Origin of the sequence: Bacillus sp. SG-1 (assembly GCF_000181495.1) — a bacterium.
Lineage (GTDB): Bacteria > Bacillota > Bacilli > Bacillales > Bacillaceae_B > Rossellomorea.
In genome coordinates, this window is record NZ_ABCF01000005.1 from 45867 (window position 1) to 60996 (window position 15130).

Here is a 15130-nt window from a genome sequence, read left to right on the forward strand (position 1 = left end):
TCGAAAGGCTATCGGACTGATGAAAGGCGATAACTATCCTTCTTATGATAGTTTTTTTAATATAATTTCTGTTCCTGCTGCAAAGTTCTCACTGGCGCTTTTAATGGTAATAGTATCATCCTTTTTTTCAGGGGAATCACCGTCTCCCACCCAGAAGAACGTTATATCTTTTGCACCGTATTGCCTGGCTGTTTCAGCCATGATGAAATCCCCCTGGCTGTCCCCAAACACATAAACCGTTTCTTCTGAAACAGAATGTTGCTCCAATATCCACTGTGCTCCGATCTTTTTGGAAAGGTCAGGCGGGACTACATCGACTCCATAAGTAGAGACAACGACCTTTTTGTTATGCATTTCGGCGACTTTTTTAGCTTCTTCTGCGTACACCTTTAATGCTTGTCTTGTCTTTTTAAGGTGCTCTTCGTCTCCCGGCTCACCGTGAACCGCCTCAACTGTGCCCATGGATTCCTTTGTTTCATCCCATTCAATAAGGCCTTTGTAGTCAGGTTTTTTGCTGATTCTTTGCAGTTTGTCTTTTATCTCATCTTGAATAATAAAATCTTCATCAAGCTGCCAGTTGCTGATATCATGTCCTTTTCCTTTGATTGCACCATGCTCAGCAACACAGTACAGTCTTGACCAATCCTCCTCTTTATCGAGGGAGGAAAAAATGTTTTCTGCCAGCCACTTTCTTGACCGGCCTGTAATGAAGGCCAGCTGTTCGTTTTGCTGGTAAAGCTTTTCGATGATATGTAAAACTTTCTCGCTCGGTTGGGCATGCTCATCCGTCAGGACGCCGTCCACATCAAACATAAAGAATGCCATAGTATCCTCCTTTCTTCCCTAAACCACTATACCCGATTTTCCAAAAAAGTAGGCCTCTAGGAGAATAAAAAGTTTTGGAGCAAGGAAATTCGGAAAGTTTTTATTGTTTGGTAGTTTTGGCGCTGGCCGGTGGATAATAATTCATACTGTGGAGGGTCCTGATTTCTAGGACATCTTGGGAGAGTGTTCTAAGTTTTATAGGGTGTCCTGAGGCGGTGGTTTATTTCTCAGAGGAATAGCCCAAATTTTCGAGGGTGCTCCGAGGAATTGGTTATATCCACAGAAAAATGATCCGATTTTTACAGAATCCCGAAGAATGTGGTTCGTTTCGTTAAGAAATAGTCCTATTGTTAGAGGATGCCAGGAGAAGATGGTTCATTCTCCTTAAGAATGGTCCACACTTCAAACGGTCTTCGAAAAGATGGTCTACTCCGCTAAAGAATAGACCATTTTTTTGATTGTCGGCCGGAGAGGTTGGTTCATTTTGTTGCGTACATCCCCAACAGAAATGAAACGCCCATGACCTTCATAGTATTTATTTTTAAAGGCTCACCATTCTTTTGGCTCATAATCCAGTTCGCGGAATAATTGCTGCTTTTCTTTCTTTGTCAGGTCCCGCCATTGGCCGACAGGTAGATTCCCTAAATGGATATTCATGATGCGGACACGCTGAAGTCTGAACACTTCGTAGCCCAGCGCCTCACACATGCGGCGGATCTGGCGATTCAGGCCTTGTGTCAGGATGATCTTGAAATCAAATTTGGAAAGCTGCTCTACCTTACATGGCAGGGTTTTGGTCCCAAGGATTTTGACCCCTTCGGACATTTGAGTCAAGAATTCAGGCGTGATCGGCTTGTCGACGGAAACGATATATTCTTTCTCATGCTGGTTTTCCGCCCTCAGGATTTCATTGACAATATCACCATCGTTTGTCAGAAGGATCAACCCGTCTGAGTCTTTATCGAGACGGCCAATATTGAATACTCTTAATGGGTGGTTCACGAGGTCCACAATATTGCCCTTTACATTCTTTTCCGTAGTACTGGTGATGCCCACCGGTTTATTCAAGGCGAGGTAAACGTTATTCCGCGCTACCCGGATTTGCTGCCCGCTTACCCTGATATCGTCACCTGGCTCAACCTGGTCGCCGATTTTAGCTTTTTTGCCATTGATGGTAACTCGGCCTTCTTCAATCAGCCTGTCTGCCCCTCGTCTTGAAGCTTTCCCGGCTTCACTGATAAATTTATTTATACGCAATTCGAACACACACCTTCATTTATATCATTGTAGCTTTAAGAATATCCAATTAACGTTATGTTTTCAAGAAATGCCTTAAGAGACATCTTCTACAAAGCCTCCTTTTGTGCAATTCAACAAAATAAACACCCCCTTTTTAAGAAGGGAGTGCGGAATTAAATACTCAATTACAACTGTCAGCTGGTCGTGAATTGGATAGAGGTGAATAGGAACCTGCTCTTCGTTCTTAATGTCCCATGGCGTCGTGGTTGATTTCCCTTAAAATAGGAAGAGAACAGCAACGGAAGGACCCCCCTGACTTAATGATTTCAGTAATATCGACTTCTAAAACGTTATAGCCCCTGTCGCGGAGTTGTTTATTCACCTCTTTGTTAACCGGCAGACTGAAAACCTTCTTGTTTCCAATGGAAAGCACATTGGTTCCGAGGGTGAATTGTTCGTCTTTGGTTACCTCTATTAATTCGTAGCGGGAGCTGAAAAATTCAATGTCCTCTTCTGTCATGGCATCGCGGAAGATGATAGCCTCTGTCGGTGAGATGACATTGAAGACACAATCCAAATGCAGATACTCTTCCTTGAATTTGATTCCCTTTACATCGAAGTTTGGAAGGAGGCTTTGCAAATGGTCGACGGAATCTTGTGTTGTTCTGTCACTAAGTCCGATATAGATGGTGTTTCGGTCGATGATGACATCCCCACCTTCAATCTTGTCTTCAGCTAAATTGTAATAAGACAATTCTTCATCGTCGAGCCATTGCTTCAAGACTTCTTCTTCGCCTTTTCTCGCCTGGCTGGCCATTCTGGCGACAAAGACTGTCTGCCCAAGAGTGAAGCCGATATCACGGGTAAATACCTGCTCATGATATTTTTTATGATAAGGTAATAGCGCAACTTCTACTCCGTTTTCCCTCAATGTTTTGACAAACTCACCATGCTGTTCGACGGCTTTTTCTATATGTATGCCTTCATCCTTGAACTTTTTCTGCGTCTCATTGATGACATCCCTGATCGTCATATAGTGCGGCTCACAAAGAATGACTCGCTTCAGGGTGTCATATTCGCTGTTGCAAAAGGTTCTGTATGTCTCTTGAGAATCTGTACTCATAAGAACTCTCCTCATCAATCAAGTTATCTTTAGGATAAACAGTTCGAGCCGATAATATTTACCTTTTTCAGTTGTCTTTAACGCTTTAACGCGCTAAGAGGGACAGTCCCTTTTAGTGGGCTAAAGGGTTACTTTAAAGAGGAAAAATAATTTCGATTAGGCAGCTGAATAGTAAATAGAGCTGGAAATGATTTTCAAGAGTGCTCAAGGTATAAAAGGATGAATTAATTTGTGATATAGTATGTATAACATGAAACCGTAAGTTTTCTGCTTGTGGTTTTATTTCATAATAGAGAGTGAGAGGTTTATTATGTTAATGACCGAAAATCAATTCATGATTCAAAAACTTCAGGAGTTGTTCAAAGGGACTTCTGGAGATATAGATACAGATATTATTAAAGCACAACAGTATATGGATGGGATCAAAAGCCTGATTGAAATCTGCGGCGATGACCCAAACCGTGATGGCCTTCAGGAAACACCGTTCCGAGTGCTGAAAGCTTTCATGGAATACACAGAAGGTTATCGGGAAGACCCGAAAGCGCACCTTGAGAAAGTATTCGATGTTCAGCATAAAGAGCTGGTGATGGTGAAAGATATCGAGTTCTATTCCATGTGCGAACATCATTTTGCGCCATTCTTTGGTGTAGCCCATGTCGGCTATATCCCTGACAAGAAGATTACAGGGTTATCCAAAATCGGCCGCATGGTTGAAGGGTACGCCAAGCGTTTTCAGGTTCAGGAAAGGCTGACGAATGAAATTGCCCAAGCTGTTGAAGATATTCTAGAACCTCAAGGCGCGATGGTTGTTATTGAAGCAAAACATATGTGTATGTGCGGCCGTGGCATCAAGAAATCGAATGCCTCCACGACAACGACAGCAGTCAGGGGATTGTATGCTGATAAAGCAGATGCAAGAATGGAATTTCTAACCCTTCTAAATAGATAAAGTCGATAGTGCAGGTGAGAAAAATGAGACATGCAGTGATCACTGCCGGTTCCAAAGGGCTTGGAAAAAAGGTAACAGAGCATTTTCTCAATAAAGGTTGTTCGGTCACGGTCAATTACAGAAGTGACTTTGAGAGGGTCGAACAATTAAAGCAGGAGTGGGCTCCTTATCTTGACCAGCTCCTATTTGTTCAAGGTGATATCACCAGAAAAGAAGATATCGTCAACATTATCCAGCAGACGATGAACCGATTTGGCCGTATTGATTATCTGATCAATAATGCCGGTCCGTATATTTTTGAGCGCAAGAAGCTGATCGACTATGACGATGCGGAGTGGGAGGAGATGATCAACGGTAATTTGACAGCTGTTTTTCACTTCTTGAAATTGACCATTCCGATCATGAGAAAACAAAAATTCGGCCGGGTCGTTAATTATGGCTTCCAGGATGCTGAGCACTCTCCTGGCTGGATATACCGCTCAGCTTTCAGTGCAGCAAAGGTTGGTTTGGTTTCTTTAACGAGATCCATTGCATTGGAAGAAGCTGAACACGGTATAACGGCCAACATGATTTGCCCTGGAGATATCAGGGGGGAGATGAAAGAGTCATCCATCGAAGAGGCAAGAGGGATTAGGGATGACCGGACCCCGATTGGAAGATCAGGTACAGGCGAGGACATTTCCCGTCTTATCGGGTTTATATGCGATGAGAACTCTGATCTCATCACTGGGAGTATCATCTCCGCTTCTGGCGGAATAAATGTTGTGAACCGAAATGGTGTTATTCTCTAATGAAATGAAAAATCCTGCATCCAATGTGATGCAGGGTTTTTTATATTATCGGACTCTTACTTCGGAACCGATGGCAAGGCTGCGAGGATCGATATCAGGGTTTAAATCGTAAAGATCATCGAGAGTCAAATTGGCATGGAGGTTTGAAATGCTCCAGAGTGTCTCATCAGGTTTTACTGTATGGAAAACCTCTCGTGAGCTTGGGCTTACTTTTACATCTGAACCGATGACAAGGCTATAAGGATCAACTTCAGGATTCAATTCATATAATTCTTCTAAGGTTAGTCCCGCATGGAGGTTGGCGATGCTCCAAAGGGTTTCTCCGGGAGTTACCGTGTGAAAAGTTTCATTAGGGTATTCAGGTTTATCGTGAAGCATGATTTCTGAACCGATTTCCAGGCTGCGGGCATCGAGACCGGGATTCCAATCATATAAATTGTTTACTGACACATTATCATGGTTTTGTGCAATTCCCCATAAAGTGTCTCCCTTTTCAACTGTGACAGAGGTACCGGCAGCTGAAGCTGCACCTCCTCCAGCTATCATTCCTAAGGCTAAAGCAGGGGCTAAAATCTTTGAAGTTTTCTTCATCTGTTTTCTCCTCCCTTTTTAGTCTTACAGTATTTATCTTCCTGTTAAAAAAAGTCTCAAACATAATAAGGAGAAAAGCTTGTCCACGTTTAAGATATGGAAAAAGGAAAGAACCGCTGTGTGGACGGCGCCCTCCATTATTAGCATCAAAATGTCAAAAAAGGCTTAGGAACACTGGAAGTATAATCAGGCCCGGTTCTTTCAGCATTATCACTAAGCAAAAGTGAAGAACAAGAGTCATCAAAGTCATAAGGAATGAACTGCTTGAAATCCACAGGGAAAATATCTGCATCTTGAAAGTGTCTATAAGGTTTGTCTATTTGCCTGAAATCGGAATTTATTTGTTTTTGAATATCTTCTGTAATGACCTTGCCAATGTACCGTCCAAGATTAACCCCCTGGTCATTATCCGAAGGGAAATGGACTCCGGCATATAGTCTTCCAACCGCATTATCATTGGCAATCTTACGCAATTTTCTTGTTTCACCTGGAAAGAAATAACTTAATACAGCTTCAGAACATCCCGACATAACGGCGTGACCAGAAGGATAAGTGGGAAAACGTGGAGTACATAGAAGCGTTTCAAGTGTTTCATCATATTGATCGGGTCTTGCGACATCCCAATCATATTTCAAGTGCCAGGCAATGATCATAGCATCATTTATCGCTCCGTGATAGATAGACAAGATTCTTGCTGCCTGAGTAGGTCCTACATTATAGGCATCAATCAAGCGATCAATGACAGGAGTCCACTGCTTGGTAGGAACTCCCGTGCCATAATAAGTAGCTATTTCCTTTTGGGCGGGGGTTAGTGTTGTTAAAGTTCTTTGAACAATTTTTAATTCCCTTTCGAAGTCAATTTGCTCCGGGTGTGTAATGGGAAGCTTCAGCTTTTTCCCTCTAGGATTAAAAAAGTTCCCCTTCTTGTCTGCTTGTAAAAAAAGTAAAGGCCAGGAACCTGCCAGAGGGGTGACAGGATCTGCAGGGGGAAACTGTTCACCTGCATATGGGACCTCTGACCACTTTAGATAGTTCGACATCTCTATTCACCTCCCTCGGTCTTTCTCCTTTATTTTATGTCTTGCACAGAAAAAGGGACTAGGCTATCACCCGCCACTTTATATTGGGCGGCAAGTAAGCTAAGGATTGAAAAAAATATTCATGAGTTAACGAATAAAACAGCCTTAAAACAAGGACAATAAAGGAGTGAATTTTTCCAGAAAAGAGGTCATAAGATATGCAACAGCATGATAACCAGGGATTCTCGCATGACGAATTCAAGCTTTCTAAAACAGGTTTTGATCCGAAAATGCCGGGACATCAAAATCAACATTCCAATGAAATGATTCTCAGACAAGAACCAAGAACAGCACGAAAAGAAGGGAGCGGTATCAGCCTTCCTTATGAAACCCGCCTGGAGATGGGGTTGATGCTTGATGAGCATCTTTGTGCTCTGAATGTGGCGCTTCATCAATATACAAAGCATCACTGGTTGACGGAAGGAGCTGAGTCATTTGGAAGTCTCCATCACATTCTGGATGAACATATCGATGTTACTGAAAAGCATATTGATGAGGTTGGCGAGAGGGTGGCAAGGCTGGGGGTCGTTCCAACTGCTCATCCTGTGACACAACATGAAATTTCTTATATCAAACATGAAGTGGAAGGCCGTTATACAATGAGGGATTTCTTACGCAATGACCTGGAACATGAAATCAAAATCCAGGGCATGATGAGAAAGACCATTAAACGTGCTCATGAGCTGAATGACTTCGGAACGGTTCAGGTTCTGGAAGAAGTACTACTGAAGCGAGAAGACCTTGGCTATCACCTTTGGAGTCTTCTTGAAGATGATTCACTGGTTCGCGGTATGACGCATTTATTAGATGGCAATCAGGATATTGCTAATAATCGTCATTTGAATGATAATCTGCCGAATTAGACATGGAGTGCCATGAGATAGCTGTAAAGGTATAAACGTAACTCCAGACCCAATAATGCTGATTTTCAGCAGTTATTGGGTTTTTAGTTTGCACAAATTGTATACTTAAAGGAATTTTAAGAAGTGAATTTTTTAATATTTTAATATTCACCAAAACTAGACAGAATATTACAATCATTTCACTAGACTTAGGTCTTAAGTCCTTATATACTAAGATTAACAAGAGAATAGTAAATAAAGGCAACCTCTTCCGAAAGGAATTGGACGCAAAGCTAAAGGGGCTAACGTACATAAATACAATGCCAGCCAGTTGCAGAACAATGGACCCTTTAGATTTTGATAGGGCTTTTTTTGTGCCTATCGATAAAGTATAAAAACTCTAAAGGAGAGATTATTGGATGAAGAAACTGTTTTCGATGTTAATCGCAAGTGCTATGTTTTTTGGATTAGGTTCTAATGCGTTAGCTAATGAAAATAAGGCTGAAGACCAGGCAAAAGCAATGGAAATGATTGAAAAAACAAATAGGGATATTGATAAAAAGATTGAAAAAGCGGTAGAAAAGGCTGATGAGCTTCAGGAAGAATATCTAATGGAAGTACGTGAAATCGAAGAAGGAAAAGAGATACTGGAACTCACCGAGGAACATGGAGAGGTTTTAATAGAGCTTGAAATGAACCGCCATGATGCAAAAAAATTCAAGAAGCTGGTAAAGAAATTGGCTAAGATTGATGAGAAAATTATTAAAGAAAGAGAAAAAATTGATCTGAAGATATCGGAATTAAATAATGAAATAACTCTATTAACAACTCAATTAGTTGAAGCAGAAGACAAAGAGGAAAACAAATTAAATAAAAAGCTTGCTAAGCTGAGAGAAAAACTAAATAAAAAGAATGAAGCGGCAGAAGAAAAGACTGCTAAATATACGGAAGACCTTGAAGATGTCATTGACAAGGTATTCAACGAAACATTGGAAATGTCAGCTGAGACAATAGAGAAAGCAGCAAAATTGGGTGTACAGGCAGAGTGTAGCTGGAAGCTTGTGCGTTTTGCTGACAGATGGGTTTGGATTGATCCACTTCGAGTGGTAGGCATTTAATTTTTAATGCTAAAAATACGGAATTTTAGTAAAATTTAGAACAAGTTTAAAAAGACTTGTTCTTATTTTCTTTATAAGTGGGTGTAAAGATGGAAGGTTTGAAAATAGGTTCCAAAGAATCCTCACTTGAAAAGGTGGTTCTTGACCCGTTAGAACTAAGTTTAATATCACGTGGTCAAGGTGTTGAAGTCATAACACAGCGAATTGAAGCAGGCAGAATGGTGTATCTTTACCCGAGTGATAATCCTGATGCCTTTGAATTCTATTTTATCCTATCAGGGGAAATAACTTTTGAAGATCAAGGTGTTAACTGTACACTAGGAACCGAAGATTACTTTTCAGCAGAAGGGTTAAAAGAAACAATTTTCTTTAAAGTGATATCTGAAGTTAAATTGCTTTGTATTTTTACCGAGCAGACTTTTTTTCATATCAGTAAAGAGATTAACTCTTTATATGAAATTGCAAAACAAGTTGAGCTAAAAGATCGTTATACTTTCAAGCATAGTGATAGGGTTGCAAATTATTCAATGAGAATTGCAAAAAAACTCAAGCTAAATAGATCTCAATTGGATAATTTGAATATTGCAGCCAGCCTCCACGACATCGGAAAAATCAACGTCCCTGAAGAAATCCTCAACAAGCCAGGACGTCTGACAGATGAAGAGTTTGCCATCATCAAAAAGCATCCTGGGGATGGAGCGGAGATGATTAAGGGTACTTACTATGAAGAAATCCACCCAATTATCGAGCAGCACCATGAGAGGTTGAACGGGACCGGGTATCCTCAAGGATTAAAAGGTGATGAAATCTCTCTTGAAGCAAGAATCATTGCGGTCAGTGACACGTTTGATGCGATGACTGAAGACCGGGCATACCGGAAGGCTTTTAATGCCCAATTTGCATTGGATGAGTTAAAAAAGCTCTCGGGTACCCATTATGACCCGCAAGTTGTGAAGGCTTTTGAAGAAGTGTTGATCGAAGAAGGCCTTGTAGGTAAACAAGACTCCGAAAATACTGGATAAAAAACCTGCTCCTCGAGAAGGAAGCAGGTTTTTTGCTTTTATGTCATCTATTAAATCCTTTTCTGCAGGGCCTATTGCTTGGACTTCTTGGTTAAGGGTTTCTGGGTGGCAGGTGACTGGCAATAGTGCTGTGTAAGTAGCGGTCATTGATAGAATCGAGTAAGTTGTTGATAGAAATTCCAGACTTGATGATAGAACATCTAAAGCCGTCGATAGAATACCCAAACTCATCGTTAGAACCACAAGCCTTCAACGATAATGTCCATGAACCACCAAAAAGACTCCTGACATATGTCAGGAGCCTCTCTAAATTAATCGTCACTACCTACCGGGCCGGCATGGCATCCTTTTGATTTGCTTGCATCTTATATTTACCTAAGTACCAGAAACCGCCATCCAAGGAAGAACCGATTGGTGAATATAACGCCATTCCTGTGGAAGTGATACCGTTTGCTTCATATTTAAATACTCCCTCACTGGAGCCGATGTTCTCACCTGTTTTTCCATACGTATTTTGAATGGCTGCAGGCTGCAGTTCTGGAAGGAATCGAACAGATAACTGATATTGTTTTTCGGTATCAGGCCGTTCAAGAACAATCAGGAAGCTGCCATCCTCCGAGGTTTCGCTTGTTTTCTCCAGTATATACTCATCCAGCGGTTCAATAACGCCATTGATGACATCTAATTGCTCAGCGCCATCTGGGTATTGTTTCACGCCTGAATGGATGACGGCTCCTTCCGGAAGATTGGTCTGACCGCGGATGACAAGCCTGTTGCGGTTATATTGAACAGTGGCTTCCAAGAGGATGGTTTCCTTTCCTCTAGCCACTTCCGGAGACTTTTTCTGCTCTAGCGTTTCATCTACCCAGACAACCCGGCAAGCTGTTAAGAGAAGCAGGACAAATAAAAACAGTACGAGTTTAATAGTCTTCTTTAACATGCTTCTTCCTCTTTGCGGTTAATGAAAGTGAAATCTTCTTTGCCAGGTTCGCGGTTTGCACGAGCCGGGTTTAGTTTGCTCTTCTTTTTGCGTTTGAAGCCGATATGGTTTCCTTCAATCAATACAGATCTCAATACTGCACTGATTTCGTTTACACAGAAGATGGTAAGCGCGAAGAATAAGAGTGGCCCCAGGACAATATACGGTCGGATGAATACTTGCTGTATATTAATCGCAATGGTTGCAGCCCACTCATTGGTAGCAGAAAAATAAACTGGAATAAATTCCAGGATTCCAAAGTTAGAAGTCATTAATCCGCCAAGGCAGATATGCAGGATGCCAAGCTGGATTAAGAGAAGGAGCGTTTGTGACAGTTGTTCAGAGAACAATACAATGGAATGACGGCCGAAGTGAGGCATCAAATGTTTTCTGATCAAGTGAAAACGGCTGGCTCCCATTTGTCTGGAGACATCAATGAACTCCTGTTTCATAAAATCATTCATTCCCTGGCCTACGTACATACCGAGAGACGGAATGACGATGAGCGCTATCACGATGACTTCAATGACAGTGAAGCGGAAGCTGGTCAGCGCGTCGTTTTCGTAGGCGAGCTGAAGCGGATGAAGCAGGATGAAACCGACAATGGCCAGGGGAATGAAATTAAACGTATCCCAAAAGCCTTTGAATCCGGAACGAAGCCATCTCGGCATGAATGCATAGATAAGCCCTGTGATGAACCCGCCGGCCATGCGCAGCAATGCGATGGCCAATGCACCTAGCAGCGTATATTTAGCACCATCCATGAGCATGAGGAAAATGTTTCTCCCAATCTTGTCACTTCCCAAAGGGGGCATCTCAGATGGCGAGTATGGAGGTGCAGCAATGACCTTGTTAGTTTCAGGATCTTTTAAATAAGGTGGCCCTGACTCTGATAAATCAGGGTAGAGAACGGGCACGAGAAAGCTTCCGATAATCATCGCAGCAATAATCACAAATGGAATCCAAAAACGGAATGATCTAAATACACTCATACCTCAAACTCCCCTCCAATCATTTTTGTCAAAAGAATCCGGCCGATGCTGAAGATGATAAAGAATGGAATATATATCAGGAGCATCCCTATAAAGAAAGCACTTGGCTTGGCAGTGGCGGTTGCCAGCATGACATACATAAATCCATGGATATTAAACAGGATTTCAATGATCAGCAGATTAGAAAGCATCAAAAGAAAAATCGGTTTAATATGATAATAGAATTGGATCCAGACATTGCGGAACAGGTGGACCCAAAGGGTATAAGCCTTCGAAAAGCCTTTTGAAAAAGAATATTCAACATAAGGCCTGTCTTCTTCTTCCCTGATTTGGAAAAGAAATTGCTTGGTGAGAAAAGCAATGGGCAGTACAGACAGGCAGACAATCGGCAGCACATAAATTTTATCTTCACCCAGCTTGTAAATATCAAACAAAAGGATGTCCGTCTGTTTGAAAAGCCAAATGATGAATAATTGTAAAGAGACGACAATCAAAACGTCCGGTAGAGAATCAAATACATCCAGTACCCTCATGCAAATCCGGTAGGCCCATCTTGGAAGGAACATAATCAGATAGCTGATGGCAGCCGAAACAACAACGGCAATGGCAAATGCTGTGATTAACAGGAGGAACGAATACCCAAACAGTTTCAACAGCATAGGGAAGATAGGATAGGTTTTTTCGTCTTGCCCGACCGTAATGAAAATAGAGCCGGGGTTCAATAAATCATGGAAGATTTGTTTTAAGGTATGAAAATATTTGGCGATATGTATAACAAGTTCATGATCGTAAAAAAGCAAAGAACCCGCAGCACTGAATAAAAAAAGACCTGCGCACGTGAGTAGAAACTGAACGGGCAGCCATATGACCTGCTTCATGAAAGGCCTCCTCAAGCATGTAAAGTAAATTAAGAATCGTTGTTTTATACAGTTCTATTTTGAATTTTTCAGATTATTTCATTTTATACTATAACACTTACAATTTATTCCTTCAAGAAAGGCCTGATTTTCCGATTGCTTTTTAAGAGCAGAACTTGCCAGAGTGATAACTGGAAAGTATATATAATGGAAGGGTACCTTATGTTATTTTAGATAAAAGGTTAGTAGATAAGAATAAAGGGGATAAATATGACTGAATTAAAAGCGATTCAACAATTACAAACACCGAACACAACCTCCAGCTTAATGGATGATTTTCTACGAATGGGTATAGAAAAAGGAATGACACTGATTGTCCATTCCTCTCTAAGTTCACTGGGCTGGGTTTGTGGAGGTGCCGTTTCCGTGGTGACAGCATTGATGGAAGCAGTAGGGAAAGAGGGAACACTGATTATGCCCTCTCAATCGGCTGACAACTCTGATCCGGCTGAGTGGCAGCAACCGCCCGTTCCTGAAGCATGGTGGCCGACTATCCGTGACAAAATGCCGGCATACGACCCGGATACCACTCCTGCAAGAGGCATGGGTGTAATAGCAGAAACATTTAGAAGTTTCCCAGGTGTAAAAAGAAGTTTACATCCGATGTATTCATTTACCGCCTGGGGAAAACATGCTGAGTATATACTGAGTGAACAACCTCTTGAGGAAGGATTTGGTCCGCGGTCGCCACTGGCTAAAATATATGAACTGGATGGAGACGTCCTCTTACTGGGCGTCACGCATGACAGCAATACGTCCCTGCATTTTGCCGAACACAGCATTCCCCATCGTGAAAAAGTCCAAAAAGGAGCCGCGATGAAAGAGAACGGCAATCGGGTATGGAACACCTATGAAGAGATTCTGTATGATTCCGATCCTTTTGAAAAACTGGGAAAAGAATTTGAGAAACAACAGCCTGTAAAGTCCGCAGTGATCGGGAATGCAGACTGTAGATTGATGAAACAGCGGGCGGCAGTTGATTTTGCGAGAAATTGGCTTCAGCAAAATCAATCCAAATAGCTACCTGAACATAGAAAGGGATGGGCGACCAATATGAGTGAAAAACTGTTAAGAGTAGGGACTACATATCTTCCTGTCCGGAATGTCGCTTCGGCCGCTGAATGGTATACCGTGAATCTTGGGGCGAAAGTTAACTATAGTGATGAGGATAAGGCAATTTTGGACTTAGCCAACCAGAGCTTCTTCCTCGTACAGGCAGGAAACAATCAATCAGCCAATTTCTTTGACAAAAATGGCAAAGAGCATTTCTCAATGACATTTGAAGTCAACGGGTTGTCTGCATTGAAAGATCTTCATAAAGATTTCAAAGAGAAGAAGCTGAAAGTCGGCGATATTGAAGACAGGGGCCACGCTGGCAAAAATTTTGTCTTCTGGGATATGGATGGCAATAAATTCGACGCCTGGAGCGAGCTAAGTCCTGATTTCAAAGAGAAATATACCGTTCAGTGACTGTTTCACGTGAAACGGCCTTTTTAAAGGGATTGGCGAATGGGGCCGATTGGTACATCATTTGGAGAGAAAGTCAGAAATGATGCTGTAAAAGGGACGGAATAGGTACATCATTGTTATAAAATCATAAAAAAACAAACAGGAGGAGATCTCAATGACCCAACCACAATATCAAAAAGCGACTTTTGCCGGGGGCTGTTTTTGGTGCATGGTTTCTCCTTTTGATGAGCAGGAAGGCATTCAAGAAGTTGTTTCGGGCTACATCGGCGGAGATAAAAAAAATCCATCCTACAAAGAAGTGGTCTCAGGAGTCACAGGACACAGGGAAGCAGTACAAATCACCTTTGATCCTGATATATTTCCTTTTGAAAAGCTTCTGGAGTTGTACTGGCAGCAAATCGATCCCACAGATGCGGAAGGCCAGTTCAGTGACAAGGGGATAGCTTATACGACCGCAATCTATTATCACAGTGAGGAACAAAGGAGAAAAGCGGAAAAGTCGAAAGAGGAGCTTGCAGGGAGCGGGCGGTTCAACAAGTCTATCGTAACCGAAATCCTGCCTGCCCAGCCTTTTTATCCCGCAGAAGAATATCATCAGGACTTTTACAAGAAAAATAATTTCAGGTACGAACTGTATCAAAGAGGTTCGGGGAGACGAGATTTCCTGAAAAAGTACTGGCCGAAAGATACTTCTCATCTTAGGGAAAAGCTGACGCCCTTGCAGTATTATGTGACTCAGGAAAATGGAACGGAGCCACCTTTTGAAAACGAATATTGGGATAACAAACGTGATGGGATTTATGTCGATATCGTATCCGGTGAACCGCTGTTCACCTCCAAGGATCAATATGACAGCGGCTGCGGCTGGCCGAGTTTTACCAAGCCTGTCATGTCTGCCAGTGTTAAAGAAAAGTATGATTTAAGCCACAGAAGCACAAGGGTGGAGGTGCGCAGCCGGGAGGCCGATTCTCATTTGGGTCATGTATTTGAGGATGGCCCCGGAAAAAATGGTTTAAGGTACTGTATCAACTCAGCTGCTTTGCGGTTCATCCCTGTTGAAAATTTTGAAAAAGAGGGATATGGGGACTTTAAGATTCTCTTTCCTGGAAAGTAGATATCCTCTGAAATTATCAGGAAATATGAAAATGGCTCAGGGCCCTGAGCCATTTCTATTTAATCAGTGTTTCTGCGCC

16 protein-coding genes and 1 riboswitch are annotated in these 15130 nt (G+C 42.0%); of the genes, 8 read left to right on the forward strand and 8 right to left on the reverse strand.

Annotated features, from left to right (window positions below; all coding sequences use genetic code 11):
• Positions 1-42 precede the first annotated feature (42 nt).
• The 3 genes from BSG1_RS05910 to BSG1_RS05920 all read right to left on the reverse strand — a co-directional run bounded on the left by BSG1_RS05910 (position 43) and on the right by BSG1_RS05920 (position 3187).
• Positions 43-825, reverse strand: coding sequence for an HAD-IIB family hydrolase (locus BSG1_RS05910; protein WP_006836031.1), 783 nt, complete (start codon positions 823-825; stop codon positions 43-45).
• Between the two features lie 549 nt (positions 826-1374).
• A complete protein-coding gene (gene rluF / locus BSG1_RS05915; protein WP_044022485.1) occupies positions 1375-2082 on the reverse strand; it encodes a 23S rRNA pseudouridine(2604) synthase RluF in 708 nt (235 codons plus the stop codon).
• 226 nt (positions 2083-2308) lie between these two features.
• Positions 2309-3187, reverse strand: a complete 879-nt coding sequence (locus BSG1_RS05920; RefSeq protein WP_006836033.1) for a dimethylarginine dimethylaminohydrolase family protein — start codon at positions 3185-3187, stop codon at positions 2309-2311.
• Between the two features lie 310 nt (positions 3188-3497).
• On the opposite strand from BSG1_RS05920, the gene folE reads away from it, so the two are divergent.
• Both folE and BSG1_RS05930 read left to right on the forward strand, forming a co-directional pair.
• On the forward strand, positions 3498-4136 hold the full coding sequence (folE, locus tag BSG1_RS05925; protein ID WP_006836034.1) for a GTP cyclohydrolase I FolE: 639 nt from the start codon (positions 3498-3500) through the stop codon (positions 4134-4136).
• Positions 4137-4159: 23 nt separating this feature from the next.
• Complete coding sequence (locus tag BSG1_RS05930) at positions 4160-4927, forward strand: SDR family oxidoreductase (RefSeq protein ID WP_006836035.1); 768 nt, start codon at positions 4160-4162, stop codon at positions 4925-4927.
• A 45-nt stretch (positions 4928-4972) separates the two neighbouring features.
• Here the strand turns inward: BSG1_RS05930 and BSG1_RS19750 are convergent, their stop codons facing one another.
• Both BSG1_RS19750 and BSG1_RS05940 read right to left on the reverse strand, forming a co-directional pair.
• Positions 4973-5518: a LysM peptidoglycan-binding domain-containing protein gene (locus BSG1_RS19750; protein ID WP_006836036.1), complete on the reverse strand. Its 546-nt coding sequence runs from the start codon at positions 5516-5518 to the stop codon at positions 4973-4975.
• A gap of 146 nt (positions 5519-5664) precedes the next feature.
• On the reverse strand, positions 5665-6558 hold the full coding sequence (locus tag BSG1_RS05940; RefSeq protein ID WP_006836037.1) for a vanadium-dependent haloperoxidase: 894 nt from the start codon (positions 6556-6558) through the stop codon (positions 5665-5667).
• A gap of 197 nt (positions 6559-6755) precedes the next feature.
• Here BSG1_RS05940 and BSG1_RS05945 point away from each other — a divergent pair, with 197 nt between their 5' ends.
• The 3 genes from BSG1_RS05945 to BSG1_RS05955 all read left to right on the forward strand — a co-directional run bounded on the left by BSG1_RS05945 (position 6756) and on the right by BSG1_RS05955 (position 9579).
• Positions 6756-7460: a Dps family protein gene (locus tag BSG1_RS05945; RefSeq protein ID WP_006836038.1), complete on the forward strand. Its 705-nt coding sequence runs from the start codon at positions 6756-6758 to the stop codon at positions 7458-7460.
• Positions 7461-7689: 229 nt separating this feature from the next.
• Positions 7690-7778, forward strand: a riboswitch (cyclic di-GMP riboswitch).
• A gap of 80 nt (positions 7779-7858) precedes the next feature.
• Positions 7859-8557: a hypothetical protein gene (locus BSG1_RS05950; protein ID WP_006836039.1), complete on the forward strand. Its 699-nt coding sequence runs from the start codon at positions 7859-7861 to the stop codon at positions 8555-8557.
• Positions 8558-8646: 89 nt separating this feature from the next.
• Positions 8647-9579, forward strand: a complete 933-nt coding sequence (locus BSG1_RS05955) for an HD-GYP domain-containing protein (RefSeq protein ID WP_006836040.1) — start codon at positions 8647-8649, stop codon at positions 9577-9579.
• Between the two features lie 325 nt (positions 9580-9904).
• Here the strand turns inward: BSG1_RS05955 and BSG1_RS05960 are convergent, their stop codons facing one another.
• The 3 genes from BSG1_RS05960 to BSG1_RS05970 are packed head-to-tail and all read right to left on the reverse strand — an operon-like array spanning position 9905 to position 12428.
• The gene (locus BSG1_RS05960; protein ID WP_006836041.1) at positions 9905-10519 is read right to left on the reverse strand and encodes a hypothetical protein; all 615 of its coding nucleotides are present in this window, start codon (positions 10517-10519) and stop codon (positions 9905-9907) included.
• Positions 10513-11550, reverse strand: a complete 1038-nt coding sequence (locus tag BSG1_RS05965) for an ABC transporter permease subunit (RefSeq protein ID WP_006836042.1) — start codon at positions 11548-11550, stop codon at positions 10513-10515. Before BSG1_RS05965 ends, BSG1_RS05960 begins: the two co-directional genes overlap by 7 nt.
• Complete coding sequence (locus tag BSG1_RS05970; protein WP_006836043.1) at positions 11547-12428, reverse strand: ABC transporter permease subunit; 882 nt, start codon at positions 12426-12428, stop codon at positions 11547-11549. The genes BSG1_RS05965 and BSG1_RS05970 overlap by 4 nt, the downstream gene beginning before the upstream one ends.
• Before the next feature lie 249 nt (positions 12429-12677).
• Here BSG1_RS05970 and BSG1_RS05975 point away from each other — a divergent pair, with 249 nt between their 5' ends.
• The 3 genes from BSG1_RS05975 (at position 12678) to msrB (ending at position 15051) form a co-directional block, all read left to right on the forward strand.
• Positions 12678-13487: an aminoglycoside N(3)-acetyltransferase gene (locus BSG1_RS05975; protein ID WP_006836044.1), complete on the forward strand. Its 810-nt coding sequence runs from the start codon at positions 12678-12680 to the stop codon at positions 13485-13487.
• A gap of 33 nt (positions 13488-13520) precedes the next feature.
• The gene (locus BSG1_RS05980) at positions 13521-13937 is read left to right on the forward strand and encodes a VOC family protein (protein WP_006836045.1); all 417 of its coding nucleotides are present in this window, start codon (positions 13521-13523) and stop codon (positions 13935-13937) included.
• Between the two features lie 154 nt (positions 13938-14091).
• Positions 14092-15051 (forward strand): peptide-methionine (R)-S-oxide reductase MsrB, encoded by a 960-nt coding sequence (msrB, locus tag BSG1_RS05985; protein ID WP_044022486.1) that lies wholly within the window; start codon positions 14092-14094, stop codon positions 15049-15051.
• Positions 15052-15130: the final 79 nt, after the last annotated feature.

Coding starts and splice junctions, on each gene's coding strand:
- BSG1_RS05910 (WP_006836031.1), bottom strand. CDS start 825: ATGGCATTCTTTATGTTTGATGTGGACGGCGTCCTGACGGATGAGCAT.
- BSG1_RS05940 (WP_006836037.1), bottom strand. CDS start 6,558: ATGTCGAACTATCTAAAGTGGTCAGAGGTCCCATATGCAGGTGAACAG.
- folE (WP_006836034.1), top strand. CDS start 3,498: ATGTTAATGACCGAAAATCAATTCATGATTCAAAAACTTCAGGAGTTG.
- BSG1_RS05965 (WP_006836042.1), bottom strand. CDS start 11,550: ATGAGTGTATTTAGATCATTCCGTTTTTGGATTCCATTTGTGATTATT.
- msrB (WP_044022486.1), top strand. CDS start 14,092: ATGACCCAACCACAATATCAAAAAGCGACTTTTGCCGGGGGCTGTTTT.
- BSG1_RS05960 (WP_006836041.1), bottom strand. CDS start 10,519: ATGTTAAAGAAGACTATTAAACTCGTACTGTTTTTATTTGTCCTGCTT.
- BSG1_RS19750 (WP_006836036.1), bottom strand. CDS start 5,518: ATGAAGAAAACTTCAAAGATTTTAGCCCCTGCTTTAGCCTTAGGAATG.
- BSG1_RS05945 (WP_006836038.1), top strand. CDS start 6,756: ATGCAACAGCATGATAACCAGGGATTCTCGCATGACGAATTCAAGCTT.
- BSG1_RS05980 (WP_006836045.1), top strand. CDS start 13,521: ATGAGTGAAAAACTGTTAAGAGTAGGGACTACATATCTTCCTGTCCGG.
- BSG1_RS05920 (WP_006836033.1), bottom strand. CDS start 3,187: ATGAGTACAGATTCTCAAGAGACATACAGAACCTTTTGCAACAGCGAA.
- BSG1_RS05930 (WP_006836035.1), top strand. CDS start 4,160: ATGAGACATGCAGTGATCACTGCCGGTTCCAAAGGGCTTGGAAAAAAG.
- BSG1_RS05955 (WP_006836040.1), top strand. CDS start 8,647: ATGGAAGGTTTGAAAATAGGTTCCAAAGAATCCTCACTTGAAAAGGTG.
- BSG1_RS05950 (WP_006836039.1), top strand. CDS start 7,859: ATGAAGAAACTGTTTTCGATGTTAATCGCAAGTGCTATGTTTTTTGGA.
- BSG1_RS05975 (WP_006836044.1), top strand. CDS start 12,678: ATGACTGAATTAAAAGCGATTCAACAATTACAAACACCGAACACAACC.
- BSG1_RS05970 (WP_006836043.1), bottom strand. CDS start 12,428: ATGAAGCAGGTCATATGGCTGCCCGTTCAGTTTCTACTCACGTGCGCA.